Source organism: Streptomyces sp. NPDC096310 (assembly GCF_044763125.1).
Taxonomy (GTDB): domain Bacteria; phylum Actinomycetota; class Actinomycetes; order Streptomycetales; family Streptomycetaceae; genus Streptomyces.
In genome coordinates this window covers 129868-155524 of the sequence record NZ_JBIWFO010000007.1, presented here as the reverse complement: position 1 = coordinate 155524, position 25657 = coordinate 129868, and the positions used below count along the sequence as shown (strand labels likewise).

General features: G+C 71.8%; 30 protein-coding genes, 1 pseudogene and 1 riboswitch. Of the genes and pseudogenes, 18 read left to right on the top strand and 13 right to left on the bottom strand.

The features are described from left to right. Positions 1-26: 26 nt before the first annotated feature. The 3 genes from ACIQ7D_RS16890 to ACIQ7D_RS16880 are packed head-to-tail and all read right to left on the bottom strand — an operon-like array spanning position 27 to position 1934. Entirely contained in the window at positions 27-1028 is a 1002-nt protein-coding gene (locus tag ACIQ7D_RS16890; RefSeq protein ID WP_403938340.1) for an alpha/beta hydrolase family protein, read from the bottom strand. Between the two features lie 41 nt (positions 1029-1069). Continuing rightward, the gene (locus tag ACIQ7D_RS16885) at positions 1070-1420 is read right to left on the bottom strand and encodes a hypothetical protein (RefSeq protein ID WP_403938168.1); all 351 of its coding nucleotides are present in this window, start codon (positions 1418-1420) and stop codon (positions 1070-1072) included. A gap of 13 nt (positions 1421-1433) precedes the next feature. Further along, positions 1434-1934, bottom strand: coding sequence for a TetR/AcrR family transcriptional regulator (locus tag ACIQ7D_RS16880; protein ID WP_403938167.1), 501 nt, complete (start codon positions 1932-1934; stop codon positions 1434-1436). 156 nt (positions 1935-2090) lie between these two features. On the opposite strand from ACIQ7D_RS16880, the pseudogene ACIQ7D_RS16875 reads away from it, so the two are divergent. Beyond that, a pseudogene (locus ACIQ7D_RS16875) lies at positions 2091-2307 on the top strand (IS630 family transposase); the annotation flags it as partial. Positions 2308-2474: 167 nt separating this feature from the next. On the opposite strand, the gene ACIQ7D_RS16870 reads toward ACIQ7D_RS16875, so the two are convergent. After that, a complete protein-coding gene (locus ACIQ7D_RS16870; RefSeq protein WP_403938165.1) occupies positions 2475-2912 on the bottom strand; it encodes a class I SAM-dependent methyltransferase in 438 nt (145 codons plus the stop codon). Between the two features lie 213 nt (positions 2913-3125). After that, positions 3126-4175 (bottom strand): zinc-binding dehydrogenase, encoded by a 1050-nt coding sequence (locus ACIQ7D_RS16865; RefSeq protein WP_403938164.1) that lies wholly within the window; start codon positions 4173-4175, stop codon positions 3126-3128. 93 nt (positions 4176-4268) lie between these two features. Here ACIQ7D_RS16865 and ACIQ7D_RS16860 point away from each other — a divergent pair, with 93 nt between their 5' ends. Then, complete coding sequence (locus ACIQ7D_RS16860) at positions 4269-4826, top strand: TetR/AcrR family transcriptional regulator (protein ID WP_403938162.1); 558 nt, start codon at positions 4269-4271, stop codon at positions 4824-4826. Here the strand turns inward: ACIQ7D_RS16860 and ACIQ7D_RS16855 are convergent. Beyond that, positions 4809-5003 (bottom strand): hypothetical protein, encoded by a 195-nt coding sequence (locus tag ACIQ7D_RS16855; protein WP_403938161.1) that lies wholly within the window; start codon positions 5001-5003, stop codon positions 4809-4811. The two genes, ACIQ7D_RS16860 and ACIQ7D_RS16855, sit on opposite strands and share 18 nt — an antisense overlap. Before the next feature lie 319 nt (positions 5004-5322). Here ACIQ7D_RS16855 and ACIQ7D_RS16850 point away from each other — a divergent pair, with 319 nt between their 5' ends. After that, complete coding sequence (locus tag ACIQ7D_RS16850) at positions 5323-6867, top strand: MFS transporter (RefSeq protein ID WP_403938159.1); 1545 nt, start codon at positions 5323-5325, stop codon at positions 6865-6867. Positions 6868-6903: 36 nt separating this feature from the next. On the opposite strand, the gene ACIQ7D_RS16845 is transcribed toward ACIQ7D_RS16850, so the two are convergent. Together ACIQ7D_RS16845 and ACIQ7D_RS16840 are read right to left on the bottom strand one after the other, a co-directional pair. After that, a complete protein-coding gene (locus ACIQ7D_RS16845) occupies positions 6904-7377 on the bottom strand; it encodes a GNAT family N-acetyltransferase (RefSeq protein ID WP_403938158.1) in 474 nt (157 codons plus the stop codon). A 4-nt stretch (positions 7378-7381) separates the two neighbouring features. Beyond that, on the bottom strand, positions 7382-8317 hold the full coding sequence (locus ACIQ7D_RS16840; protein WP_403938156.1) for an aminoglycoside phosphotransferase family protein: 936 nt from the start codon (positions 8315-8317) through the stop codon (positions 7382-7384). Between ACIQ7D_RS16840 and ACIQ7D_RS16835 the strand changes: the two genes are divergently transcribed. The 3 genes from ACIQ7D_RS16835 to ACIQ7D_RS16825 all read left to right on the top strand — a co-directional run bounded on the left by ACIQ7D_RS16835 (position 8316) and on the right by ACIQ7D_RS16825 (position 10252). Next, complete coding sequence (locus ACIQ7D_RS16835; protein ID WP_403938154.1) at positions 8316-9011, top strand: rhomboid-like protein; 696 nt, start codon at positions 8316-8318, stop codon at positions 9009-9011. The two genes, ACIQ7D_RS16840 and ACIQ7D_RS16835, sit on opposite strands and share 2 nt — an antisense overlap. Positions 9012-9081: 70 nt before the next feature. After that, positions 9082-9711, top strand: a complete 630-nt coding sequence (locus tag ACIQ7D_RS16830; RefSeq protein WP_403938152.1) for a TetR/AcrR family transcriptional regulator — start codon at positions 9082-9084, stop codon at positions 9709-9711. A gap of 121 nt (positions 9712-9832) precedes the next feature. After that, a complete protein-coding gene (locus ACIQ7D_RS16825) occupies positions 9833-10252 on the top strand; it encodes a hypothetical protein (protein WP_403938150.1) in 420 nt (139 codons plus the stop codon). A gap of 32 nt (positions 10253-10284) precedes the next feature. Here the strand turns inward: ACIQ7D_RS16825 and ACIQ7D_RS16820 are convergent, their stop codons facing one another. Next, a complete protein-coding gene (locus tag ACIQ7D_RS16820) occupies positions 10285-11127 on the bottom strand; it encodes an NAD(P)H-binding protein (protein WP_403938149.1) in 843 nt (280 codons plus the stop codon). A 134-nt stretch (positions 11128-11261) separates the two neighbouring features. Continuing rightward, on the bottom strand, positions 11262-12737 hold the full coding sequence (locus tag ACIQ7D_RS16815; RefSeq protein WP_403938147.1) for an MFS transporter: 1476 nt from the start codon (positions 12735-12737) through the stop codon (positions 11262-11264). Positions 12738-12914: 177 nt separating this feature from the next. On the opposite strand from ACIQ7D_RS16815, the gene ACIQ7D_RS16810 reads away from it, so the two are divergent. From ACIQ7D_RS16810 to ACIQ7D_RS16790, 5 genes are all read left to right on the top strand, one after another. Further along, a complete protein-coding gene (locus ACIQ7D_RS16810) occupies positions 12915-13484 on the top strand; it encodes a MarR family winged helix-turn-helix transcriptional regulator (protein WP_403938145.1) in 570 nt (189 codons plus the stop codon). Between the two features lie 51 nt (positions 13485-13535). Further along, positions 13536-14252 (top strand): response regulator transcription factor, encoded by a 717-nt coding sequence (locus ACIQ7D_RS16805; RefSeq protein WP_403938143.1) that lies wholly within the window; start codon positions 13536-13538, stop codon positions 14250-14252. A gap of 22 nt (positions 14253-14274) precedes the next feature. Next, positions 14275-14550: an antitoxin gene (locus tag ACIQ7D_RS16800; protein ID WP_403938141.1), complete on the top strand. Its 276-nt coding sequence runs from the start codon at positions 14275-14277 to the stop codon at positions 14548-14550. Positions 14551-14880: 330 nt separating this feature from the next. Next, the gene (locus ACIQ7D_RS16795; RefSeq protein WP_384915157.1) at positions 14881-15222 is read left to right on the top strand and encodes an ArsR/SmtB family transcription factor; all 342 of its coding nucleotides are present in this window, start codon (positions 14881-14883) and stop codon (positions 15220-15222) included. Beyond that, positions 15219-15653 carry an ATP-binding protein gene (locus ACIQ7D_RS16790; RefSeq protein WP_403938139.1) on the top strand — a complete coding sequence of 145 codons (435 nt, stop codon included), beginning with the start codon at positions 15219-15221 and terminating at the stop codon, positions 15651-15653. Before ACIQ7D_RS16795 ends, ACIQ7D_RS16790 begins: the two co-directional genes overlap by 4 nt. A gap of 21 nt (positions 15654-15674) precedes the next feature. Here ACIQ7D_RS16790 and ACIQ7D_RS16785 read toward each other — a convergent pair whose 3' ends face one another. Beyond that, the gene (locus tag ACIQ7D_RS16785) at positions 15675-16073 is read right to left on the bottom strand and encodes a pyridoxamine 5'-phosphate oxidase family protein (RefSeq protein ID WP_403938137.1); all 399 of its coding nucleotides are present in this window, start codon (positions 16071-16073) and stop codon (positions 15675-15677) included. 322 nt (positions 16074-16395) lie between these two features. Between ACIQ7D_RS16785 and ACIQ7D_RS16780 the strand changes: the two genes are divergently transcribed. The 3 genes from ACIQ7D_RS16780 to metE all read left to right on the top strand — a co-directional run bounded on the left by ACIQ7D_RS16780 (position 16396) and on the right by metE (position 20593). Beyond that, the gene (locus ACIQ7D_RS16780) at positions 16396-16932 is read left to right on the top strand and encodes an EF-hand domain-containing protein (RefSeq protein WP_403938135.1); all 537 of its coding nucleotides are present in this window, start codon (positions 16396-16398) and stop codon (positions 16930-16932) included. Beyond that, positions 16929-17837, top strand: a complete 909-nt coding sequence (locus ACIQ7D_RS16775) for an SAM-dependent methyltransferase (protein WP_403938133.1) — start codon at positions 16929-16931, stop codon at positions 17835-17837. The genes ACIQ7D_RS16780 and ACIQ7D_RS16775 overlap by 4 nt, the downstream gene beginning before the upstream one ends. 73 nt (positions 17838-17910) lie before the next feature. Further along, a riboswitch (cobalamin riboswitch) is annotated at positions 17911-18113 on the top strand. Positions 18114-18274: 161 nt separating this feature from the next. After that, complete coding sequence (gene metE / locus ACIQ7D_RS16770) at positions 18275-20593, top strand: 5-methyltetrahydropteroyltriglutamate--homocysteine S-methyltransferase (RefSeq protein WP_403938131.1); 2319 nt, start codon at positions 18275-18277, stop codon at positions 20591-20593. Between the two features lie 66 nt (positions 20594-20659). Here metE and ACIQ7D_RS16765 read toward each other — a convergent pair whose 3' ends face one another. Continuing rightward, positions 20660-21316: a response regulator gene (locus ACIQ7D_RS16765; RefSeq protein ID WP_403938129.1), complete on the bottom strand. Its 657-nt coding sequence runs from the start codon at positions 21314-21316 to the stop codon at positions 20660-20662. Continuing rightward, positions 21313-22485 carry a sensor histidine kinase gene (locus ACIQ7D_RS16760; RefSeq protein ID WP_403938127.1) on the bottom strand — a complete coding sequence of 391 codons (1173 nt, stop codon included), beginning with the start codon at positions 22483-22485 and terminating at the stop codon, positions 21313-21315. Before ACIQ7D_RS16760 ends, ACIQ7D_RS16765 begins: the two co-directional genes overlap by 4 nt. A 178-nt stretch (positions 22486-22663) precedes the next feature. Between ACIQ7D_RS16760 and ACIQ7D_RS16755 the strand changes: the two genes are divergently transcribed. The 4 genes from ACIQ7D_RS16755 (at position 22664) to ACIQ7D_RS16740 (ending at position 25614) form a co-directional block, all read left to right on the top strand. Then, positions 22664-22831: a hypothetical protein gene (locus ACIQ7D_RS16755; RefSeq protein WP_403938125.1), complete on the top strand. Its 168-nt coding sequence runs from the start codon at positions 22664-22666 to the stop codon at positions 22829-22831. A gap of 137 nt (positions 22832-22968) precedes the next feature. Then, a complete protein-coding gene (locus ACIQ7D_RS16750; protein WP_403938123.1) occupies positions 22969-23961 on the top strand; it encodes an ABC transporter ATP-binding protein in 993 nt (330 codons plus the stop codon). Beyond that, on the top strand, positions 23958-25001 hold the full coding sequence (locus tag ACIQ7D_RS16745; protein WP_403938121.1) for an ABC transporter permease: 1044 nt from the start codon (positions 23958-23960) through the stop codon (positions 24999-25001). Before ACIQ7D_RS16750 ends, ACIQ7D_RS16745 begins: the two co-directional genes overlap by 4 nt. A 298-nt stretch (positions 25002-25299) precedes the next feature. Then, on the top strand, positions 25300-25614 hold the full coding sequence (locus ACIQ7D_RS16740) for a hypothetical protein (protein WP_403938120.1): 315 nt from the start codon (positions 25300-25302) through the stop codon (positions 25612-25614). Positions 25615-25657: the final 43 nt, after the last annotated feature.

Here is a 25657-nt window from a genome sequence, read left to right as displayed (position 1 = left end):
GGAAGTCGGGACGTCCTCGGCCGGCGTCAGTGTCGAGCGAACCGGCGCAGGGCGTCGAGCACGGGGGGCGCGAGCGTGTTCGGGTGGTCGGCGTCGTGCAGCAGATGGTCCACTCCCGGCAGCGCCGCTCGGCCCGGTCGGCCGGCGTGCGCGTGACGCAGGGCGGTCGTCAGGGCGTTCGTTGTGGCACAAGGGACCTGGGCGTCGTTCGTGCCGCACGTCAGCAGCACCTTGGTCCCCGGCCGGAGTGCGGCGGCGGTGTCCGGTGGATAGACGGCGTCGTCGCTTTCCACGAACCGGGCGCTCGGGCCTTGGAACGCCTCGAAGAGCTGGGCGACCGCCGGGGGCAGGTCGGTGGTGTCGACCGGTCGGCGTTCACGCAGGGAGGTGACGGCAGCATCGATGGCCGCGTTGACGACGCGTTGCTGCTCCGGTGTGAACTGGCCCTGCCGGGTCGCCTCGGCGACCTGGGCCTTGAGCTGGAGCGCGACCAGGTCCAGCAGGCGGATCGCCTGCGGTTGCAAGAGCGCCAGGCCGGTCGGGCGCGGGTGGACGGTGCCGCCCAGCAGCAGTCCCGTCATCGCGCCCTCGCTGTGTCCCACGACCAGCAGCGCGCGCGGGTCGGTCTCCGGCTGATCGCGCAACGACTCGTAGGCGGCCCTGGCCTGGCGGACGAACGCCGGGTAGTCGAGCTCTTCCGGGTGCTCCCGGTAGGCGCCGAGCCCGGTGCGGCCGGTGCCGTACTTGTCGAACCGCAGCGTGGCGATTCCGTCCCTGTCGAGCGCGTCGGCCAACTGTGCCAGGGTGTCCGGTGCGGACCCGGGCTGCTGGTTGCCGTCGCGGTCGGTGGGTCCGCTGCCGGGCAGCAGCAGTGCCGCCCGCAGCCGTTGCCCGGCACGATGCTCGGGAACGTGCAGGGTGCCGTACGCGGTCGTACCGTCGGCCGTGAAGACGACCTCGCGGTCGGCGGCAGGCACGAGACCGGGCGTGGCCTCGGCCGGAGTGGCGGTGACGACGGCCAGTGCCATCAAAGCCGCTGCCAAGTGGCGAAACGTTGGCCTACCTCCTTTCAGACAAGGGCGTTCTCGACCAGGGCAACAGTCGCGCGGGGGTCGTCGACCTGGACAACCAGGCGTGCGTACTTCTCGTCGGCGAGTTCGACCACGACAGCCTTCGACGGATCCTTGAGGTCCCAGAAGACCTTTTCACCATCCTGATGGAATGTGCCCGCGGTGATCACACCGGGTACGCGGGCGCCCGGCGCGCGGATTCCCTTGGGTTCGGTGGCGATACCGGGGTCGGCGGTCGCGCCACGGACATGGGCGAGCGGGATGGTCAGGCTGCCCTTGAAGGCCCAGAGCTTGTCGAGACCTTCGATCACGACGACGAGGTTGTCGCCGTCGATACGTATCACTGCCATGTCGGTTCCCTTTTCAGGTGAGGGGGTCGAGGCGTTGGGTCAGCGCGGTGGCGGCGTTGTCGGGGTTGCCGCGCAGGAGGATGCCCAGCGCGGCGGCCGTGAGGGCGGCGGCCAGGTCGGCGGGAACGCCGAGTGCGTCGGCGATCGCCCGGTCGACGGCGGCCAACGCGGCCTTCACCTCGGAGGCGACCTCCTCGTCGACCGGTGCGCGTTCGATCACCGCGAGGAGAAGCAGGTCGAGGTCGGCCGACGTGACGAGCCGCAGCGCGGTCGCGGCGTCCGATGCGCCGGCGAGGGCGTCGAGCACAGGGCGGACGTCGTCGGCGAGGTGGCGGCGCAGAGCGGTCAGGTAGAGGCCGCGCTTGCTGCCGAACGTCTTGTACAGGCTGTTGCGGTGTACGCCGAGGTGGCTGACGAGGTCGTCAACGGACACGCCGTCATACGCGCGTCCGCCGAACAGCCCCACGGCGACACGCACCGCTTCGTCCTCGTCGAATGCTCTTGGCCTGCCCATGGCCGCCACAGTAGGCACTTGAGGAACGATCAGTCAAGAACAATCGTTCCTCAATCGCGGACCCCCTTCGAGCCCCGGTCCTGCGGCAGTTGCGGGACAGTTCCGAGACTGCCGCGCCGTGTCAAGCCACGTGAGGGAGCTCTTCCTGGAGGTGCGGTGGTCGGGCCTGTCCGTGTGCGCGGACTGACCGGCCAGGAGGGGCGGAGGCCGGAGCAGATCGTGCGCCGGGGCAGCACCAGTTTGGTGCGCTACCGGCACGCGATGATGCTGCCGGCCTCGGCGGGCGGCAAGCGGGTTCCGGTGATTGCCCAGCTTGGTGCAGGCCGACGAGGACACCGTCCGGGAGGTGATCCACCGGTTCAGCCGGAACGGACGTCACCACACATCCAACCGCGCCGCCCCCACCCCGGCGAACCCCTGTCCGGTCAGAGCACAAGCCCTCTTGGACGCCCCGGACCAACAGCGTTCCCGTGCTTCTGGTCCCCGGGGGCGGAGCGATGACGGAGGCCGACACGTCCACGTATCCGTGGTCCTGGAGAATCAGCGCCCAGGTATCGGTGCCGTAGTCCCACCGCTTGACGACGGCGGGGTCCACATCGGCCCCGCGCGGGATGTACGACGCCTGGCAGCCGTAGCAGCCTTCAACCGGGGGCGCTGGGAGAAGGCGAACACTCCCCCCGGCCTGAGGTTCGCGTGGATGACCGGCAGCAGTAGCCCCGGATCGGTGAACCAGGCGGCACCGAAGACGCTGTAGACCGCGTCGAAGACCGTGAACGTGTCTTCGAGGTAGCTGAGGGCATCGGACTGGTGGAGTTCCATGCCGTCCACGCCCGGCCACCGTTCGCGCGCCTTGTCGAGTTGCCTGGCGGAGAGGTCGGCCCCTATGGCCTTCATGCCGAGCGTTGCGAGGTGCGCGAGGTTCCCTCCGGATCCGCACCCGAGGTCGAGCACGCTGTCTCCGGGGCTGAGGTCGAGCACGTCGGCCTTGGGGCCGTGGTCCGGGTAACTGGGTCCAGTTGAACCACGTGGCCTCGCCCCTGGCATTGGTCTTCCGCCGCTGGGGCTTGCTCTGCGCGTAGGCGTCCCACGCGCGAGTCGGTCACTGTCTCTCCGCCTCTCGTTCCCGGCGACAGCCGCCCGGCACGATACCGGGCGGGCCCGCCACCACGGGGCCGTCCAGCTCCTGGGAACTCAGGGGTGCATGACGATCTTTCCCACGTGCCCCCTGCGGGCGAGTTCTTCCTGCGCCCGAGCGGCCTGGTCCAGTGGGAAGGTCGCCGCGATGACGGGGTGCACCTCCGCCCGGCGGGCCAGGTCCATGAGGAGGTCGAAGTGCGTGGGCGTGTGCATCGCGGAGCCGATGACCTGGGCGTTGTGCAGGTAGAGGCGGCGTACGTCAAAGGCCACGCCGTATCCGCCGAGGGCGCCGGCGATGACCCACCGGCCCCCTTCGCGCAGCAGCGGCAGCCCCTCGCCGACCAGCTCGCCGGCGACGACGTCCAGTGCGACGTCGATGCCCTCCGGGGCGGCGGCGCGGATCTGCTCGGCGACGTCTCCCGCGCGGTCGACGACCGCGTGCGCGCCCGCTTCGCGCACGGCGTCGATCTTGGATCCGCTGCTGATGGCGAGCACCTTCGCGCCACGCGCACGGGCGATCTGCACCAGCGCGAGGCCGACGCCGCCGGAGGCTCCCGAGACCAGGGCGGTCTCTCCCTTCCTCAGCCGGCCCCGCTCGATCATGCCCAGCGCCGTGCCGTAGGCGGTCGGCAGCGTCGCGAGCTGCTCGTCCGTGAGCGGAGATTCCGTCACGTCGTGTACGCGCTCCACCGGCGCCGTCACGTACTCGGCGTATCCGCCGTCGCGTTCGCTCCCCATCAGGCCCACCGGGTGGGCGTCCGGCCCCTCGGTGTCGTAGATCGCCGGGTCGACGACCACTCGGCGTCCGACGAGACTCCCCGGCACGCCGGTCCCGACGGCCACGACCCGGCCGGCCACGTCGGCGCCCTGGATGCGCGGGAAGTCGATCGGGCCTCGCCAGCCCGACAGCGCCTTCGGGTCCTCCGGGCGGCCGTAGGCGCCTTCCCGGGTCCACAGGTCGGTGTTGTTCAGCGCTACCGCGCCGACCTGGACCAGCGCCTCTCCCGCCCGAGGGGCGGGGACGGCGACCTCCGTCAGTTCAAGGACCTCCGGTCCTCCGTGCCTCGTGATGCGCACCGCTCGCATGGACTGGGACGCGTTCATCGCGTGGACCTCCCCTAGGTATACTGATCTGTGAACGTCTCCACCGTACACACCGATCGGCGAAGGGGGCCCGTCGTGCGGGAAGCGCGGCCCATGACGCCGGCAGGCCGGCGCATCGTGGCAGCCGCCGAAGAGCTGTTCTACAACCGAGGCATCACAGCGGTCGGCGTGGATCTGATCGCCGAGCACTCGGGCGTGACCAAGCGGACCCTGTACAACCAGTTCGGTTCGAAAGACCAGCTCGTGGCGGCCTATCTCACGGAACGCGATCAGCGCTGGCGGTCGCTCGTCCGTGCCGCCGTGGACGCCGGTGACACCCCCACCGAGGCCGTCACCGCCCCCTTCGAGGCCCTGCGGACCTGGAGCGAGACCCACACCCGTGGATGCGCCTTCATCAACGCGCTGGCGGAACTCCCGGACCCCTCGCATCCCGCACACGGCATCGCCGCGAACCAGAAACTCTGGCTGCTGAACCTGTTCAGGGAACTCGCCGCCACGGCCGGCTGCTCGCACCCGGCCACCCTCGCCACCCAGCTCTTCGTGCTGCACGAGGGCGCTGTCGCCACACAGCCCCTCTCGCTCGACACCCTCCCGGAAACCACCGCCCTGGCACGCGCCCTGGCACGCGCCGGCCTACCGCCCCGTTCCTAGACGCCGCGCGTCGTCCCGGAGGAGGCCGATCCGCGCCCCGAGCGCGACGGCGCCCATGCCGACCGCGGTCACCACGCCCTGCGCGCCGTCGACGACGAAGGGGGCGACCACCGCGACGACAAGGTTGAACAGGAACAGGAACCAGAGGACGGAGCGGGAGGAGAGCAGCGACTTCATGACGTTTCCTTACGTGGTCGGGAGCGGCGGATCCGCCTGCTCCAACCCTTCCGTCGCGCCCGCGCCCCGACGAGGTGGCCCACTCCCGGACCAGTGGTGCAGCAGGCTCCACCATGGCCCCGCCAGGCGGCCCCGGAAACAGGCACGAGAGGCGGGCACGAGCAGCGGGCACGAGAGGCGGATACGTCCCATTCGTGGTGTCCTGTCCAGAGGTCCGGCCGCGTGCTCCGACGGCGGGCGCCCGGGGAGCCCCCGCCCGTACCCGGCCCGGCCCGGCCACACTCCGACCTGCACGGAGCCACTGCGAGGGAAGAACCCGATGAGCGACCCGGCGACACCCGGCGCGGGGCCCGGCGTCCGGCCCGGTACCTCCGACACCGATCCCGAGGCCCACCGCTGGTGGGGGCTGGCCGTCATCGCGATGGCGCAGCTCATGGTCGTGCTCGACGCCACCATCGTGAACATCGCCCTGCCCTCCGCCCAGCGCGAGCTGGGGCTCGGCAACGGCAACCGGCAGTGGGTGATCACCGCGTACACCCTCGCCTTCGGCGGGCTGCTGCTGCTCGGCGGCCGGATCGCGGACCTCGTCGGCCGCAAGCGCACCTTCATCGTCGGCCTCATCGGCTTCGCCGCCGCCTCCGCGCTCGGCGGCGCCGCGCAGAACCCGCCCATGCTCTTCGCGGCCCGCGCCCTCCAGGGCACGTTCGCCGCCGTGCTGGCGCCCTCCGCGCTCTCCCTGCTCACCACCACCTTCAGCGACGGCAGGGAGCGCGCGAAGGCGTTCGGGATCTACAGCGCCATCGCGGGCGGCGGGGCCGCCATCGGGCTGCTGCTCGGCGGTGTCCTCACCGAGTTCCTGTCCTGGCGGTGGTGCCTGTACGTCAACGTGCCGATCGCCGCGCTCGCCGTCTTCGGCGCGTTCACGCTGCTGCACGACCGGGCCGGGCACAAGGAGTCGCGCCTCGACATCCCGGGCGTCCTCCTCGGCTGCGGCGGGCTCGTCGCCCTCGTCTACGGCTTCAGCGAGGCGGAGTCCTCCGGGTGGTCCTCACCGCTCGTCCTCGGCCTGCTCTGCGGCGCGGTGGCGCTGCTGGCCGCGTTCGCCTGGTGGCAGACGCGCGCGCCGAGCCCGCTGCTGCCGCCGCACATCATCCACGACCGCAACCGGGGCGGCTCCGTCCTCACGATGTGCCTGACGACGATCGGCATGTTCGGGCTGTTCCTGTTCATGACGTTCTTCCTCCAGAACATCCTGGGCTACTCGCCGCTCAGGACGGGGCTGGCCTTCCTGCCGATGTGCGCGATGATCATCATCGGTTCGACGCAGATCGCCGCCCGGCTGCTGCACTTCGTACCGCCGCGTCTGCTCATGGGGCCGGGGCTGCTGCTCGCGGCGGGCGGGCTGTTCACCCTCACCTTCATCGACACGCACTCCAGCTACGCGGGCCACATCCTGCCCGGCACGCTGATGCTCGGCCTCGGCATGGGGCTGACGTTCCTGCCCGTCATGTCGGTCGCCACGGGCGGGGTCGCGCCGAAGGACGCCGGGGTGACCTCCGCGACGGTCAACACGGCGCAGCAGGTCGGCGGCTCCATCGGTACGTCCCTGCTGAACACCGTGGCGACGACCAGCACCACCGCCTATCTGACGGGCCGCCTCGCGGCGGCGGCGCGCCAGGGCGGCATCACCCCGGCGGAGAAGACCGCGCTGGTCGACACGGCCACGGTCCACGGCTTCACCGTCGCCATCGGCTGGGCGGCGCTCATCCTGGTGGTGGCGGCGGTCCTCGCGCTGGTGCTGGTCACGGCCCGCTCGCCCCGGCAGCGGGAGCGGCAGCGGGAGGCACAGAGGGTGCCCGGGTGAGTCAACCGGCCAGGTGAGCCGGGCGCCCCGGGTGAGTCAGCCGCGCCCGAGCGCGTCCAGCGCCCCGTCCGTCAGCCGGAACACCGTCCACTCGTCCTGCGGGAGCGCCCCCAGCGACCGGTAGAAGGCGATCGACGGCTCGTTCCAGTCGAGGACGGACCACTCCAGGCGCTCGTAGCCGCGCTCCACACAGATCCGCGCCAGCTCGCGCAGCAGCGCCTTGCCGTGGCCGCCGCCCCGGCGGTCGGGGCGTACGTACAGGTCCTCCAGGTAGATCCCGTGCACCCCGCGCCAGGTGGAGAAGTTCAGGAACCAGAACGCGAAGCCGACCGGCTCGCCGTCCGCCGTCTCGGCGAGGTGCGCGAACGCGGCGGGCCGCTCGCCGAACAGCGCCTCGTGGAGCTGTTCCTCGGTCGTGCGCACCTCGTGCAGGGCCTTCTCGTACTCCGCGAGCTCCCGGATCATCGCGTGGATCACGGGTACGTCTGCGGGTGTGGCGGTACGGATCATGCCCTCAGCTTGCCGTCCGCCGCGTCCCGCGCGCCAGCAGCGCCCGAGCGATGGACACCTGTACGGGGTCCGGCGCCGTGTCCCCCTCGCGCAGCCGCCACAGCAGGTTCTGGAGCACGCGCCCCAGCGTCCAGGCCGCCGCACGCTCGCGGTCCAGCGCCAGCGTCTCCGTCATCAGGTCGAAGCGCCACAGCGTGTCGTCCGGGTCGAAGCGGTTGCGCAGCGCGGGCATCAGCTCGAAGCCCGGGTCGCCGGACAGCGGCTTCGGGTCGATCGCCAGCCAGGGTTCCCGGTCCGCCGCCAGGACGTTCTCGAAGTGCAGGTCCCAGTGGAGCAGCCGGTCGCCGGGCTCGGCCGCGACCTCCCGTACCGCCGCCGCGCAGTCCCGCAGCAGCCGCCGGTCGGGCCCGGCCGGCAGGGTCGCCGCCAGGGCCGGGGTGGCGTCGAGCATCCGCGCGGCGATGTCCCCGAGGCGGCGCAGCTCCGGCGGGGCGGGCACCGCGCTCAGCCGCGCCAGCAGCCCGGCGATGACGGGCAGGGCCTCGCGCGGCTCCGTCGCGTTCAGGTCGCGGGTGCGCAGCCGTTCCAGCAGCAGGGCGCCCGTCGTACCGTCGTACCGCAGCAGCCGTACGGCGCCGTCGCCGCCCCAGGCGCGCAGCGCCACCGGCTCGCCGGCCGTCTCGTCGTCCACCGGCTGGAGTTTGAGCATCGCGGGCGTGCCGTCCGCGCCCTCCACCGGCAGCACCAGCGCGCATCTGCCGGTCAGCGAAGGGCCGTTGACCCGCAGCTCCCAGCGCGCGAGCAGATCGGCGGCCATCCCCGGCAGGGCCGCGAGGAACGCCCGGCCCGCCGCGCCGTCCCCTGTCGACCGTGATTCCGCGAACTCCTCCGGGATGTCAATCACGTCCCCGATCCTAGGACCATGGGTGAATCGCCCCATGCGCCGCATCCTTCACACGGTCCGCGTCCGGTTCCAGCCGGTCCGCGCCTGGGTCCGTCCGGTCCGCGCCTGGGTCACGAGTGCGCCGGGCACCTATCTCTGGCTCGCCGCGCTCTTCGTCACGACCGTCGCGCTGCACTGGATGTCGCCGGACTTCGAGGAGGACTTCCTGCGCCAGCGCTCGACCAACATCCATGAACTGTCCACCGACCCCGTACGGGTCCTCATCGCCAGCGCGTTCTGGATCGACGGCGGTACGTGGCTCCCGTACGCCGTGCTCTACACGGTGTTCCACGCCCCGGCCGAGCGGTGGCTCGGGACGGCGCGCTGGCTCGCGGTCGTCGTCCTCGCCCATGTCGGCGCGACGCTGGTCAGCGAGGGGGTGCTGGGCTGGGCGGTCCACCACGGGCATGCGCCGCTGTCCGCCGTCAACACCCTGGACGTCGGGGTGAGTTACGCGCTCGCGGGGGTGATCGCCGTCCTCACGTACCGCATTCCGCGCCCCTGGCACCTGCCGTATCTCGCCGTGGTTCTGATCTTCTTCGGCACCCCGCTGATCGTCGGGCGCACCTTCACCGACCTGGGGCACTTCGCGGCCGTGCTCATCGGTCTCGCATGCCGTCCGCCGGCGCGTGACGCGGCCCGCAGGAGCCGCGGCGCCCGGCGCAACACCCGTACCACGTCCGGTCCGTAACCCGGAACGGAGCTGGTCATGGCGGTCCGACTACGCTGACCCCGAGGTTCCCGGACGATGGAGTGTGCACATGAACGCGGGTCGGACAGCGACGGTCCTGCAGACGGCGCCGGTACGGGCCGGACACCGGCTGGATATCGCCCGCGCCGCCACCGGACTGTTCATGGCGAAAGGGGTGGAACGCACCTCCCTCGCCGACATCGCCGACGCCGCGGGCATCCCGGCCAGCACGCTGTGGAGCCACTTCCCGTCCAAGGAGGAGTGCGTCACGCCGCTGTTCTCCTACGGTACGGAGCGGATCGCGCGGCGGCTCGACACCTGGCCTCCTGACCACCCCCTGATCGACGCCTTCGACGCGTTCGACGGCGAGGACTGGCTGACGCCGACGGGCCCCTCCGGCGAGGAGACCCTGCGCGCCATTCTCGACGCGCTGCGGCTGACCCGCGAGGAGCCCAGCCTGCACGCGTTGTGGATACGGGAGAGCTTCGCGGCGCTGCCGGTCGTCGCCCGCGCCATCGCCGCCCGTTCGGGCCGCTCGGAGCCGGGCATGGACGCCACGGTGCAGGCGGGCATGCTGCTCTCCGCGCTCCAGCTCGCGCTCCGGGCGTACGCCTGGACACCCCCGGAGGCGCGCCATGTCGACCTGGTGGACACCCTGCTCGAAGCGGTACGGATCGCGATGCGCGGGCTGCCCGCGTGACGCCGGGCGCGCTGTCCGTCTGAGGCCGGGCGTGCCGTCCGCCTGACCAGGAGATGCGGCGGATGCGGGAGATTCGGCCGATCTGCTGGCTGCGCCCCGTTCCTTCGCTACCGTTTCCCACATGGAATCCAAGGACGAGCACTCCAAGGACGAAACCCCCGAGCGCGCACCGGTGGAGCGCGCCCCCCTCAAGGACGAGTCCCCGGCCGGGGACTGGCCGCTGCCCCCGTCCTGGATGTGGGGGTGCGCGGAGTGCACCGTGCTCTACAAGGCGATGAAGCGGGCCCCCCAGGTGGTGGACGCGGCACGGGCGGCGGGCGAGCCGGGTATCGACTACGACCCGATGGACACCGTGGTCTCCACGCAGATCCGGCTCGCGCGGCACATCGCCACCGACCACGCGGAGGACGTCCCCGCGGTGGACGAGAGCTGCGAGCGCTGTGTGTCGGATGTCAAGGCCAAGCAGTTCCCCCCCGTACTCATGCTGGAGCACCGGGCCCGCCATCTCTTCGCGCCACCGAGCATCGCCGGTCTGATCTGACATACGGGCCCCGAGCGCCCGACGCTCGGGGCTCAGCGGAAGGCGGCGGCGTTCTCCCCGGCCCACTGCCGGAACGTCCTGGCAGGGGTCCCCGTGATCCGCTCGACCGTGTCGCGCACCCGCAGCAGCTCGTCGTTGACGTCGCCGCCCGTCACGTCGAGCACCGCGTCCGCGGCCTCGTCGCCGAGGAGGAGGGCCAGCCGGCGGTGCGCCTCCCGCCGACCGGTCTCCGCGTACGCCACGTCCCGGCCGAGGACCGCCGCGAGGGCGCCGATCTGCTGCCGGGGCGTGATTGGCGCCGGCCCGGTCAGCTCGTACGTACGTCCGTCGTGTCCGGCGCCGGTGAGGGCGGCACGGGCCACCGACGCGATGTCCGCGGGGTGGATCGTGGGCAGCCCGACATCCGCGAACGGCACCCGCACCGTTTCCCGGGCGCGGATCGCGCCGGCCCAGAGCAGGGTGTTCGAGGCGAACTGGGTGGGCCGCAGGACCGTCCACGCCAGTCCGCTGTCCCGGAGCGACCGCTCGACGGCCAGATTCTCCCGGGCGGGGCCCAGGTGCGGGTGGGTCAGGGCGGTGATGGACGAGACCAGCACCACCCGCTCCACACCCGCCTCCCGGGCCGCCGCCAGGATCTCCGCGTCCGGTCCGACACGGGACACCAGGAACAGCGCGCGCACCCCCTTCAGCGCGGGGCGCAGCGACTCCGCCCTGGCGAGGTCCCCGTGGACCGCCTCGACGCCGTCCGGGAGCCCGGCCGCGCGTGCCCGTACGGGATCACGGGTGAGCCCGTGCACCGGGCCCGCGCCCGCCACCCGGAGTTCCCGGACGAGCGCGCCGCCGATGTTCCCGGTGGCGCCGGTCACGAGGATCATGGGTCCGCTCCTGTCGTCTGCCGTCAGGCCCTTCGTGGTGATCGGTACGCCACGACGCCAGGACGCTACGACCTCAAGCCGGGTTCAGGTCAAGGAAGCCAGGGGCCGGACCCGAGCGCACCCGAGCGGGGACGTCAGCCGGCCGTCGCCCCGGCCGGCTCGGCAGCCGGGGCCGCCGTCGCGGCGGCCGGGCGGTGGCGCGGCAGGAAGAGGCAGAGGACGAAGGCGAGGAGCGCGGCCCCGGCGCCGGTGGCCATGACCGCCCGGAAGCCGTCCTGCGAGGGCAGCGCGGTGGTGCCGAAGGTGACGGTCATCTGGGCCAGGACGACACCGGCGACGGCGCTGGCGAACGACGTACCGATGGACCGCATCAGCGCGTTGAGGCTGTTGGCGGCGGCCGTCTCGGACGCGGGCACGGCGCCCATGATCAGGGCGGGCATGGCCCCGTACGCGAAGCCGACTCCCGCGCCGATGACGCAGGAGGACAGGACGAGGTGCCAGACCTCGGACATCAGCAGGATGTTGAGGCCGTAACCGGTGGCGACGATCAGGGCGCCGATCATCAGGGTGACCTTCGGCCCCCTGCTCTTGGAGATGCCCGCGGAGAGCGGGGCCATCACCATCATGACCAGACCCTGCGGGGCGAGGACCAGGCCGGTGTAGAGCATCGACTTGCCCAGGCCGTAGCCGGTGACCTCGGGGAGCTGGAGGAGCTGCGGGAGGACCAGGGACATGGCGAACATCGAGAAACCGAGCGCCACCGAGGCGAGGTTGGTGAAGAGCACCTGCCGGCGGGCGGTGGTCCTGAGGTCCACCAGCGGCTGCGCGGTGCGCAGTTCGAAGTAGCCCCACGCCACCAGGACGACGACGGCGAGGGAGAAGAGACCGAGGACGGTGCCGCTGGTCCAGCCCCAGTCGCCACCCTTGGAGATGGCGAGCAGCAGGGAGACCAGTCCGGTCGCCAGACCGAGCGAGCCGACCAGGTCGAACCGGCCGCCGGTACGTACCTTCGACTCGGGTACGAGCACCGCGACGAGCACGGCGGCGACGGCGCCGAGGACCGCCGAGGTCCAGAAGAGCACGTGCCAGTTGAACGTGTCGGCGATGAGCGCGGCGGAGGGCAGACCGAGCGCGCCGCCCACCCCGAGCGAGGCGCTCATCAGCGCGGTCGCCCCGGCGAGCCGTTCGGCGGGCAGGACGTCCCGCATGATGCTGATGCCGAGCGGGATGACGGCGCCGGCCATGCCCTGGAGGACGCGCCCGACGATCATCGGGACCAGGGAGTCGCTGAGCGCGCAGACGACCGACCCGGTCACCAGCAGGGCGATGCTGACCAGCAGCATGCGGCGCTTGCCGTACATGTCGCCGATGCGCCCGGCGACCGGGGTGGCGACGGCGGCGGCGAGCAGGGTGGCGGTGACCGCCCACGCGGTGTTCGAGGCCGAGGCGTCGAGGTACTTCGGCAGCTCCGGGACGATCGGGATCACCAGGGTCTGCATCAGCGAGACGACGATCCCGGCGAAGGCCAGGACCGCCACCACGGCGTTCGCCCTCGGCGGCGCGGCGCCCCCGGCGACGGGCCGGGCGGGAGTGGGCGGGGTGTCGGACATGGAAGTGCCTCCGTGGGAACCCTCAGGTGTGCTTGACTCACGCAACCATATTCCGATTGATTGACTTAAGCAACTTTACTTGACCGTGACCGGAACTCGACGGAAGGTTTGCCTTACTTGAGTCAAGCAATCTTTAAACTCTTGATTGACTTAGGCAAGCAGCTCTACGGTGTTCCCATGCCCACACCCCCACCCACGCCGGATCCGGCCCCCGCGCCCCTGCCGGGAACGGCCCCCGAGTCCGTACCGGAGGCGGCCCCCCAGCCCGCCCCGACGGATCTGAACGAGATCGAACGGGGCCTCTCCCGCCTCACCTACCTGGCCGGCCGGGCCCGGCACCACGAGCATCTGAAGTCCGTGTCCGGACTGCCGCTCGACCGGGCCGCCGTGGCGATCCTGCGGCGCCTGGCCGGCAACGGCGGCGAGGCGCCGCGCCCCGGGGCGCTGGCCGTCCGGCTCTCCGTGGAGGCGTCCCATGTCGCCCGCCAGTTGCGCCACTTGGAGGAGCACGGCTACGTGGTCCGCGTCCCCGACCCGGACGACCGCCGCGCGCAGCGCGTCCGGCTCACCGACGCCGGACAGGCCGCGATCGACCGCGTACGGGAGGTGAGCCGCCGGAGCGTGGAGGAGGCCCTGGCCGACTGGTCGCCCGAGGAACTGCGGGAGTTCGCCACGCTCTTCCGCCGCCTGGTCGACGACTTCACCACCCGCTCCGAGAAAAGTGCCGATGCCCGGCCCTCCGCCTGACGGCGCAGCCGCGTCCCACGCGGACCGGTCCTTATGACGAATGGTTCTGTCATGCAGAGCAGCCTCAACGAGAAGCTGTCGCCCCGCCGTGGTGACGGACAGCACGTCCTGGTCGTCGCCGACGATCCCGGTATCAACGAACTGCTCACCACCACCCTGGAGTTGGCGGGTTACCGGGTCGGCGTGGCGCCCACCGGCGCCGAGGGGATGGTGCGGATCACGCAGCACCGCTTCGACCTGGTCGTCTGGGACGCCACCCTGCCGGACCTGGCGGCCTTCGCCCGGGGCCGCCGCGTCGTACCGGCGGACCGCCCCCCGCTGCTCTTCCTGGCCGCGTGCGACGCCCTCCCCCGCCTCGCCCCCGAACTCAGCCCGGGGGCCGAGGACTACGTCACCAAGCCCGTACGGATCGCCGAGGTGCTGGCCCGTGCGCAGGCCCTGCTGGGCGCCCGCCGCCATGACCGGTACGAGGGGCCGCCCTGCTACGGCGACCTGGTCCTGGACGACGTCACGTGCCGGGCGCGGCGCGGGGCCCGTCCGCTCGGTCTCACCCCGGCCGAGTACCGGCTGCTGCACCATCTGATGGCCAACGCGGAGCGCGTGCTGTCGAAGAAACAGATCAGCCGGCACGTCTGGGGCGAGTTCCGCGCCGGGCAGGCGATCGAGAAGCTCGTCTCCCGTCTGCGCCAGAAGGTGGACCGGGAAGAACCCGCACTGGTCCACACCCACCGGGGCTTCGGCTACTGGCTCGGTTGCGCCGGCCACTGAGCCCCCGGGTCGCTAAGATCCGGTGCTGACCACTTTCTTCGACCACTTCTTCGACCACTTCTTTGGGCAGCTCACACCGGAGGTCGGCCCCATGTTTGACGCACTGAAGGACCTGAAGGACAAGGCCACGGATCTCGCGAGCGAGCACGGCGAGATGATCGGGAACGGGCTGGAGAAGGTCGCCGACGTGATCGACGACAAGACCGACGGCAAGTACAGCGATCACCTCGACACCGGCGTCGACAAGGCGAAGGACTTCCTCGAAGACCTTCAGGAGAAGAAGTCCTCGCAGGACTGAGCGGACCAGGAGGTCCGAGAGACCCGAGAGGACTGAGAGATCCAAGGCGCCCGGGAGTTCCAAGGGGCCCGAGTGATCCAAGTGGCCCGGGAGATCCAAGGGGTCTGATCCGGCAGCCTCCTTCGGCCGCCGCAGGGCCGGCCGGTCCGCCGGACCGGCCCGCGGAACCGGTCCGTACGGCGTCGTACGGACCGGCCCGCTCCACCCCGTACACATCGCACGGCCGTTCCATGGCCCCAGGAATTGCAAACTTCTGCAATTGCCTAGATGCTGTACGGGCCGTGTGCCACGCCGTGGGGGTGGTGCGGCGAGAGGGAGAGCGAGGGTTTCGTGGGGATTCCGCTGTACCAGGCGAAGGCGGAGTTCTTCCGGATGCTCGGGCATCCGGTGCGCATCCGGGTCCTGGAACTGCTCCAGGACGGCCCGATGCCCGTACGGGACCTGCTCGCCGAGATCGAGATCGAGCCCTCCGCGCTCTCCCAGCAACTCGCCGTGCTGCGCCGCTCCGGCATCGTCACCTCCAGCCGTGAAGGCCCGACCGTCGTCTACGAGTTGGCGGGAGGCGATGTCGCGGATCTGCTGCGGGCCGCGCGGCGGATCCTCACCGAACTCCTGGCCGGTCAGCATCAACTCCTGGAGGAACTGCGGGAATCCGAGGTCTCCGCGCGGTGAGCCGCCGTATCGCCCCGCTGCCCCACCGCCATGTGCTGACGCTGCCCGCCCGGCCCGCCGCCGTACGGACGGCGCGCGAGACCACCCAGCGGTTGCTGGCCGAGTGGGGCATCAGCCCGCACCACCCCGCCGTCGATCCGGCCCTGCTGATCCTGAGCGAACTGGTCACGAACAGCGTCCGGCACGCGGCGTCCGTCTCCCCCAGCCTCACCGTCAGCTACGCGGCCGGCCACGACACCCTCGTCTTCGCGGTCCACGACCGCCACCCCTATCAGCCCTCCCTGCGTACCACGGCCGGCACCGGCGTGGCTGCCGCGAGCACGGGACTGGCGACCGTCGTCGAACTCACGTCGAGCCTCGCGGGCTCGGCGGTCGTCCGCCAGGACGGGGACGGCGGGGGCAAGAGCATCTGCATCACGCTTCCGCTCTAGGGCCTAACACGCCCTGGGGTCTCAGAAGTTCCCCATGGCCCTGGTCACGGTGATCTCGATCGCCACCCGCTCCGGGTTGACTCGCGGCGGCTTGTACCGCCGGGTGTAACGCCGTTCGGCCTCGGCGACCGCCTCGGGGTCGCGGTTGACCACGGCGGTGCCTTCGAGCGTGGCCCAGCGGGCTCCGTCGACCTGGCTGACCGCGACGGGCGCATCGGGTCCTGCCGCGATGACATTCCTGGCCTTCGCCGTCCCGCCGCCGGTGATGACCCGGGCGATCCCGGCGTGCGGGTCGTAGGTCACCCCGACGGGCACCAGGTGCGGGGTGCCGTCGGGGCGGCGGGTGGCGAGCAGGCACAGATGCCGCTCCTCCCAGAACGCGAGAAAGGCCGGATCCGCAAGCAGGGCGCGTGATGCCATGGTGGAAGTCTCTCGGGTCTCGGGCCGGGGCCGGGGCCGGGGTCCGGGGCCGGGGGTCCGGGGCCGGGGGTCCGGGGCCGGGGGTCCGGGTCTCGGTGGCCGGCGTACGGCGTACGGCGCCTCGGCGCGGCGCCCGTCGATACTACGTGCGGGCAAAGCGAGCGCCTCACTTTCCAGAACCGTGGCCTTCCATGCGCCGCCCAGCCCATTGCGCTCGTTCGTGTGCAGGTGCGGGTTTTCCGTATCGCCGCGCCCGCCCCGCCCGGATAGTGGAGGGGCAAGCGGCCCGAGAGCCGGAGACCGGAGAGCAGAGGAGGGCGCCATGCGTACCGTTGAGGCGACCAACCGTGTCCAGCTCGTCTTCTCGCTGTTCGACGCCGACGGGAACGGCTATCTGGAGGCCGCCGACTTCGAGCTGATGGGACGCCGGGTGGTCGCGGCGGTGCCCACGGCACCCGACGCCCGGAAACGCGCGCTGCTCGACGCCTTCCAGCGGTACTGGACGACCCTCGTCACCGAACTGGACACCGACGGCGACGGGCGGGTCGGCCAGGAGGAGTTCACCGCCTGCGTGCTGGCGCCGGAGCGGTTCGCGTCGACGGTCGACGCGTTCGCCGAGGCGTTCGCCGGTCTCGGCTCCCTGGAGGAGGACGGCCTTGTCACCCGTCCCGTCTTCGGTGGCCTGATGAGGGGCGTCGGCTTCCGGCAGCCCAACATCGACGCCCTGTTCGACGCCCTCGACCCCACGGACGACGACCGTGTCGCGGTGGACATCTGGGCGGACGCCATCAGGGACTTCTACCGCCCCGAGAAGGCCGGTATCCCCGGGGACCACCTGACCGCGGGCCTGTTCCGGTGACCCCGCCCGCCGCCGGTACGGCACCGGAGCCGGCCCTCGGGGTGGCCGGGGGCGTGGGCAGGACCGCCCTCATGGTGGCCGCCGCCCGCGCCATCGAGACCCACCGCCCGGACGCCCTGGCACGGGACGAGTTCGCGGAGCGCTTCGTCCGGGCGGCACCGGCCTCGGCCGGCTGGCCGGTCCGCCCCGACCAGGTCCCCGGCGGGAACGCCGACCCGCTCTGGGGCCGCCTCGGCCGGTACTTCGCCCTGCGCACCCGGGTCCTGGACGACCATCTGCTCCGTACGGCGGACACGGGCGTGCGCCAGGTGGTGCTGCTGGGCGCGGGGCTGGACTCCCGGGCGTTCCGGCTCGGCTGGCCGCCCGGCTGTGTGGTCCACGAGATCGACACCGCCGAGATGCTGGCCTTCAAGCAGGCCGTACTCGACGGGTCGGGTGCCGTCCCCGTGGCCGAGCGCAGACCGGTCGCGGCCGATCTCCGGTTCGACTGGGCCGACGCGCTGATCGCCGCGGGGCTCGACCCGGCCGTACCGACCGCCTGGCTCGTCGAGGGGCTGCTGCTGTACCTCCCGGCGGCGGCCGAGCGGAATCTCATCGCGACGGTGGACCGGCTGAGCGCGCCCGGGAGCACACTGGCGTACGAGATCAAGAACCTGGAGGGTGCGGACGTACGCGCCAGTCCCGTCTACACCACGACGAAGGCGCGGATCGACATCGATCTGCCGGCTCTCTTCGACCCGGATCCGCGCCCCGCGTCGGCCGCCGAGCTCGCCCGGCGGGGCTGGACGGTCTCGGTCCGCTCGCCGTTCGATTTCACCCGCCTCCACGGCCGCGGCCCGCTCCCCGAGCCGGACGACGCGCTGGCCGCCAACCGCTGGATCTTCGCGGAGACGCCGGGCTCGTGATCCACCTCACATTCCGGAATGTGAACACATTCGTCCGGCGGGTTGCCCACGCTCTAGCCTGGCGGATGTAGCTGGTTCGCCCTGCCATCCAGGCAGACGCGTCGTAAGAGGGAACCCGGTGGGAATCCGGGACTGCCCCGCAGCGGTGAGCGGGAACGACCGCCGTCATACGCACTGGATCCGACGTACAGGGTCCGGGAAGCGACGGCCAGTAGGTGTCTGCCCCGGCAGACGTGCCCGCGAGTCCGAAGACCTGCCCGTTGCCCGTACGCGACCGATCGCGTGCGGATATCCCGGTGACCTCGTGGGCGGGTCGGCGTACATACCGGACGGACCAGCGCGCCCGAGGCGCCGTCTCGACCGTCGGGTTCGTCACCCTTTCGCGCCCACGTCCCGTCCCCGGGATGTTCAGGAGTCATCTCGCGAAGGAGATTTCCGTGACGACACAGTCCGCGGCCGCGGCAGCACGGGCCACCGTGTACGGCTACCCCCGCCAGGGCCAGAACCGGGAACTGAAGAAGGCCGTCGAGGGGTACTGGAAGGGCCGCGTCACCGCCGGCGCCCTCCGGGAGACGGCGGCCGGTCTGCGCCGGGCCAACTGGCGGCAGATGGCGGACGCCGGAGTCCACGAGGTGCCCACCGGCGACTTCTCGTACTACGACCACGTCCTGGACACCAGCGTCATGGTCGGCGCCGTACCCGAGCGGCACCGGGCGGCCGTCGCGGCCGACGCACTCGGCGGCTACTTCGCGATGGCCCGCGGCACCAAGGATGTGGCGCCGCTGGAGATGACCAAGTGGTTCGACACGAACTACCACTACCTCGTCCCCGAACTCGGCCCCGACACCGTCTTCACCGCCGACTCCACCCGGCAGGTCGCCGAGCTGACCGAGGCACTGACGCTGGGGCACACCGCCCGCCCGGTCCTGGTCGGCCCCGTCACCTATCTCCTGCTCTCCAAGCCCGCCCCCGGCGTGCCCGCCGGATTCGAGCCGCTGACGCTGCTGGACCGGCTGCTGCCCGTCTACGCGGAGGTCCTCGCCGATCTGCGCGCGGCCGGCGCCGCGTGGGTACAGCTCGACGAGCCCGCGCTGGTCCAGGACCGTACGCGCGCCGAGCTGGACGCCGCCGCCCGCGCCTACCGCGACCTCGGCAACCGCACCGACCGGCCCCAGCTGCTGGTGGCCTCGTACTTCGACCGGCTCGGCGACGCGCTGCCCGTCCTGGCGAAGGCCCCCGTCGAGGGGCTGGCGCTGGACTTCACCGACGCCGCCGCGGCCAACCTCGACGACCTCGCCGCCGCGGGCGGACTCCCCGGCAAGCGGCTCGTCGCGGGCGTCGTCAACGGCCGCAACATCTGGATCAACGACTACGAGAAGTCCCTCGCGACCCTCGCCACCCTCCTCGGTCTGGCCGCCCGGGTCGATGTGGCCGCCTCCTGCTCCCTCCTGCACGTCCCGCTCGACACCGCGGCCGAACGGGACATCGACCCGCGGGTGCTGCGCTGGCTCGCCTTCGCCCGGCAGAAGACCGCCGAGATCGTCACCCTGGCGAAGGGGCTGGCCCAGGGCACCGGCGCCATCACCGCCGAGCTGGCCGACAACCGGGCCGACCTCGCCTCCCGTACGGATTCCCCCCTCACCCACGACCCGGCCGTACGGGCCAGGACCGCCGCCGTCACCGACGCCGACGGCCGCCGCGCCCAGCCGTACCCGGAGCGGGCCGCCGCGCACCGCGCCCACCTGGGACTGCCGCTGCTGCCGACGACCACCATCGGCTCGTTCCCGCAGACCGACGAGCTGCGCACCGCCCGCGCCGACCTGCGGGCCGGCCGGATCGACACCGCCGGGTACGAGGAGCGCATCAAGGCCGAGATCCAGGAGGTCATCGCCTTCCAGGAGAAGGCCGGGATCGATGTCCTGGTCCACGGTGAGCCCGAGCGCAACGACATGGTGCAGTACTTCGCCGAGCAGCTCACCGGCTATCTCGTCACGCGGCACGGCTGGGTGCAGTCCTACGGCACCCGCTATGTCCGTCCGCCGGTACTGGCCGGGGACATCTCCCGCCCCGGACCCATGACGGTGCGCTGGACGACGTACGCCCAGTCGCTCACGTCACGCCCGGTCAAGGGCATGCTCACCGGCCCCGTCACCATGCTCGCCTGGTCCTTCGTCCGCGACGACCAGCCGCTCGGCGACACCGCCCGCCAGGTCGCCCTCGCCCTGCGCGACGAGGTCGCCGATCTGGAGGCAGGCGGCGCCTCGGTGATCCAGGTCGACGAACCGGCCCTGCGCGAGACCCTGCCCCTGCGCGCCGCCGGCCGCGCCGCCTACCTGGACTGGGCGACCGAGTCCTTCCGCCTCACCACCAGCGGCGTGCTCCCGGACACCCAGATCCACACGCACATGTGCTACGCCGAGTTCGGCGACATCGTCCAGGCCATCGACGACCTCGACGCCGACGTCATCAGCCTGGAGGCCGCCCGCTCCCATATGCAGGTCGCCCACGAACTCGCCGCCCACGGCTACCCGCGCGAGGCCGGACCCGGCGTGTACGACATCCACTCCCCGCGCGTACCGAGCGCACGGGAAGCCGCCGATCTGCTGCGGGCCGGCCTCAAGGCCATCCCCGCCGACCGGCTGTGGGTCAACCCGGACTGCGGCCTGAAGACCCGCGGCTGGCCCGAGACCATGGCCTCCCTGGAGAACCTGGTCACCGCCGCCCGTACGGTCCGCGGCGAACTCCCCGCGTCCTGACCGAGGAGCGGACAGAAGGCCGGGGTGCCTACGGGCGCCCCGGCCCCCGCGTCGCCCGCACGCGGCTCACCGTCTCCCGCCGACCAGGCCGGACTCCCAGGCCCAGGCGGCGATCTCCACCCGGTTGCGGGCGGGCAGTTTGATCTGCACGTTGCCGAGATGGGTCTTCACCGTGCCCACCGAGATGGAGAGTTCGGTGGCGATCTCCGCGTTGGTCAGCCCCCTCGCCACCAGACGCACCAGGTCCTTCTCCCGTTCGGAGAGCGCGGTGTCCGGCTTGCGGGGCGCGGGCGCGGAGCCGTGGAACTGCCGCAGCAACCGTACGGTGATGGCCGGGCTCACCAGCGCCTCACCGGAGTAGGCCGCGCGAATGGCCTCCACCAGCAGGGCGGGTCCTGAGTCCTTGATCAGGAACCCGGAGGCGCCCTCGCTCAGGGCACGCTGGACGTACTCGTCGTCGTCGAACGTCGTGACCACGACGACCTTCGGCGGATTCACGGTGCCGGGGCGGGTCAGCCGGCGCAGCGCCTCCAGCCCGTCCATGCGGGGCATGCGGATGTCCATCAGCACCACATCGGGCCGGTGGCGCTCGGCGAGTTCCAGGGCGTGCACCCCGTCCGTGGCCTCCCCGACGACCTCGATGTCGTCCTCGGCCGCCAGGATCATCGCGAATCCGGCACGGACCATGGCCTGGTCGTCGGCGATCAGGATCCGGATCGTCATGACACCGCCACCTTCGCCTTGGACACCGGGAGCGCCGCCTCGACGCCCCAGCCGCCGCCGGTGACCGGGCCCGCCTGGACGGTTCCGCCGACCAGACCCACCCGCTCGGCCAGGCCCTTCAGCCCGAAGCCGCCGTGGGAGAGATGGCGCTGCCGTCCGTCGTCGCCGACCCGTACGGTGACCCGGTCCTCGGAGCGGTCCACGCGCACCCGCACCTCGGTGCATCCGTGCGCGTGCTTGCGTACGTTGGTGAGGGCCTCCATCACCACACGGTGCACCGTGGTCGTCACCTCCACCGGCAGGTCGTCGAAGGTCCCTTCCAGGTCGAGCGTGGCGCGGGCGCCGCCGACGGACGAGAACTCCTCGACCAGCGAACGCACTTCGCCGATGCCCGCCAGCGGAGTCAGCGCCACCTCTCCGTCGGCGTCGCGCAGCATCCCCACCATGTGCCGCATGGACGTCAGCGCCTCCGAGCCCGCCTGCTCGATCCGTCGCAGCGCGGGGGGCAGCATGTCGGGCCGCTTCTCGGCCATCGCCTGGGCGCCCTGTGCCTGGACCACGATGCCGGTCACGTGGTGGGCGACGAAGTCGTGCAGATCCCTGGCGAACTCCGTCCGCTGCTCCAACCGCAGGGCCGTCGCCTGCCGCCGCCGGTCCACCTGGAGCAGGCGCATCCCGAGACCGATACCCAGGGCCATGACCGCCGCCAGGGCGAAGAGCAGCGCCAGGATGATGGTGGACTGCCGCGCCACGGCCGCGACCGGCCGCAGCACGATCGCCATGCCGAGCAGCGACACGGCCAACGACGCCCACGACGGCTTCCCCCGCCGGGCGACCAGCAGCAGGAGCCACACCAGTGCCGCCGGTTCGGCGAATCCCATCGCCTCCCTGCCGAACGAACTGCTTCCGCGCAGCAGGGCCGAGACACCCAGCGACTGGACCGCGAGCGCACAGCCCACGGCCGGCAGCGCGCGGTTGCCGAGCCGGGGCGAGAGCACGGCGGCAGCACAGGCCAGCACAGCGCCGATCAGCTTGGCGCGGCCGAGTTCCTCGACCGCGTAGAAGCCGCCCACCCCGTCCAGCACGCCGAGCACGGCCAGGCACGCGACCAGCACAAGCCACGCCATGACAGGCAGCAGCCGGGAGCGCCCCTTCCCTCCCGCGGTCATGGGCGCGGCCGCTCCGTCCGCCGCCTCCGCCATCGCTCTCACCGTCCTCCCTCCGACCGGCCGAAAGTCGGAGCCGGCCACAGATGATCTGTCTTTCGCCCGATCCGCCGTGGAACGCGGCGGAGAAGAGTGGTGTCCATCGGGCGGCAGTCGCCATTCCTCATCCAGGGAGCATGTCATGATCACGGCCGACATCGCCCTGACGGGGAACTCCGCGGACGCCGGAGCCCGCGTCGGCACCGCCCCGTTCACCGCCCCGCTCACCGTCTCACGAGCGCGGCGCGCCGAGCGAAACCGCCGGGGCGCGGGGCACCGCGCGTGGTCCTGGTCCACGGGGTGGACGTGACCGGTCCGACCGCCCTCCCCCGCGGCGACGCCCCGCCCGGCACAGCGCGGCAGGCCACCGTGGCAGCCGTACACGCCGCCCGCGCCGGCCCACAGCCGCCTTCTTCTCCCTTCCCCCCTTACGCACAGGAGCCACCCATGGACCACGCAGCGACGCACCACGGAAGCGGAACGGAGTTCGCACGCACCGCCGGCGCCGGCGGGTCCGCGATCGAGGCCCAGGGGCTCGGCAAGAAGTACCGGCGCGGCTGGGCCCTGCGGGACGTGTCCTTCCGGCTCCCGGCCGGGCGGGTCTGCGGGCTGGTCGGCCCCAACGGCGCCGGCAAGAGCACCCTGCTGGGTCTGGCCACTCACATGATCCGGCCGACAACCGGCGACCTGCGGGTGTTCGGCGCGGCACCGGGATCGACGGAGTCCGTCCTGCGCACCGCGTTCCTGACCCAGGAGAAGCCGCTGTTCCGGCGGTTCACCGTGGCCGAGACCCTGCGGCTGGGCCGGGAACTCAACCCGCGCTGGGACCAGGCGGTCGCCGAGGGCATCGTCCACGCGGGCCAGGTGCCGATGGGGGCGAGGATCGGAACGCTGTCCGGCGGTCAGCGCACCCGCGTCGCCTTCGCGCTGGCCTTCGGGAAGCGCCCCGAACTGCTCATCCTCGACGAGCCGATGTCCGACCTGGACCCGCTGGTCCGTCGCGAACTGATGGCGACCCTGCGGGCGGAGGCCGCCGAACACGGCACGACGGTGCTGGTGTCCTCGCACATGCTCTCCGAGCTGGAGTTCATCTGCGACTTCCTCCTGGTCATCGCGGACGGCGGTCTGCGCCTCGCGGGCGAGGTGACCGAACTGCGCGCCGCACACGCCCTGTTCACCGCCTCCGCGGACGGCTCGTACCCCGCCGTCGCCCCGCACCGGCTCATCGACTCCCGCAGCGGCGACGGCCGGCCGGGCCTCCTGGTGCGTCTCGCCGCACCGATCCAGTACGGCGGCCAGGCCGAGCCGCCCACCCTGGAGGAGCTGCTGCTCGCCTATCTGCGCTCGCCCGACGCGCCCGCGCTCATCGCCCCCAGCGCCCGGGTCGGCGACATCCACGACATCATCGCCCACGACCGTACGAAGGCTGTGACCGCATGACCACGCTCACTCGTGACCCGGCCCACTCGGCGCCCGCCGGGCGCTCCCGGAACAGCCGGGCCCCCCGTCAGGGCGCCCCCCGGCTGCGCGGTCCGGCCTGGCTCGTCTGGCGCCAGCACCGCGCCGCGTTCTGGACCCTCATCGGCCTCACCGTCCTCGCCGCGCTCGCCATGGTCTTCCTGCGCGGGCAGATGGTGGACCACCTGGACGCGTACGACGCCTCGGCCGGGAAGTCCGGCGGTCCGCCCTCCGACTTCGAGGAGTACACCGGCCGGCTGTTCAGCTTCGGCGGCTACCTCGGCTACATCCCGGTCCTGGCGGGGGTCTTCCTCGGTGCCCCGCTCATCGCGGGCGACCTGGAGTCCGGTACGGCCAAGCTGGTGACCTCACAGTCCGTCAGCCGGCTGCGGTGGCTCACCACGAAGCTCGCCATGACCGCCGCCCTGATCGCCCTGTCCACGGCCACGCTCGGCGCCGTGTTCGACTGGTGGTGGAGCCCGGCCCAGGGGCGCACCGACACCCTTGAGTGGACCAGCGGTGCGCTCTTCGACGTCACTGGGGTCATGCCGGTGGCGTACGCCCTGCTCACGTTCGCCGTGGGCGTGGCGGTCGGCACGCTCCTGCGCCGCACCCTGGTGTCGATGGTGGTCACCCTCGGCGCCGTCGTGGCGATCGGGGTCGTCTGGGACCGGTTCCGACTGAACCTGGGGAACATCCAGTCGGTCAACACCGATCAGGGCGTGGGCCCCGACGCCCGGCTCCCGGAGCTGCCCTCCCAGGCGGTGCAGCAGGGACAGGGCACCTACTTCCTCACCAGCTCCGGAGAGCGCCTGGACTGGACCGCCTGTCTCGACCAGATCGACAACGAGAAGGCGCACACCGCCTGCCTGGAGTCCCAGCACGTCATCGGCTGGTCCATCGACTACCTCCCCATCTCCCAGATGCAGACGATGCAGTGGCTCGGAGCGGGCATCATGCTCACGATCGCGGCCGCCGTCGTCGCCTTCGTCCTCACCTGGGGCCGCAAGCGCCTCCTGTGATCCCGGCGGCCGGACGCCAGCCCTCGCAGCACACGGAAAGCCCAGGTCGGACCATCTCCGACCTGGGCTTTCCGTGTTGCCGCACCCGCTGGGCACAACCAGCCCGCCGGCCGCGGTCACCCAGCAGAAGAACATCCGCCGGAAGATCGACCAGGCCCGCGTGGAGCTGACCGAACGGGTGGCCCGTCCCTCCCCGTCGTTCCCCGGACCGCGACGCGCGGGCTCCCGGGGTGTGCCCGGACCCGACGGATGTTCTATGTTGCACAGGCAAAACAGTGGGGGAGGCGACGGACGACACATGGCACGGGACTACGACAGTCAACTACTGGAGTCGGTGACGGTACGCCGTCGCAGGATGCGCGACGCGCTGCTCTTCGGGGCGGGGCGGGCGCGACGCACCGCGGACGAACGGCTCGGGAAGGTGTTCGCGGGCATGGCCATCGCGGCCGTCCTGTGCGCGGGATGTGTCGGATGGTCCTTCATCCAGGCCACGCTGGCGAAGCAGAAGGCCGAACAGCAGCAACAGAGGCAGCGACAACAGGGGCTCGTGCAACCGTACGCGCAGCCGTCGCCGTCGCCGACGGCGAAGTCGCCCAAGTCGACCCATTCGTAGAAACCTTGACCCTGAAGGGCCGCAACGCCGCAATGATAGGTTC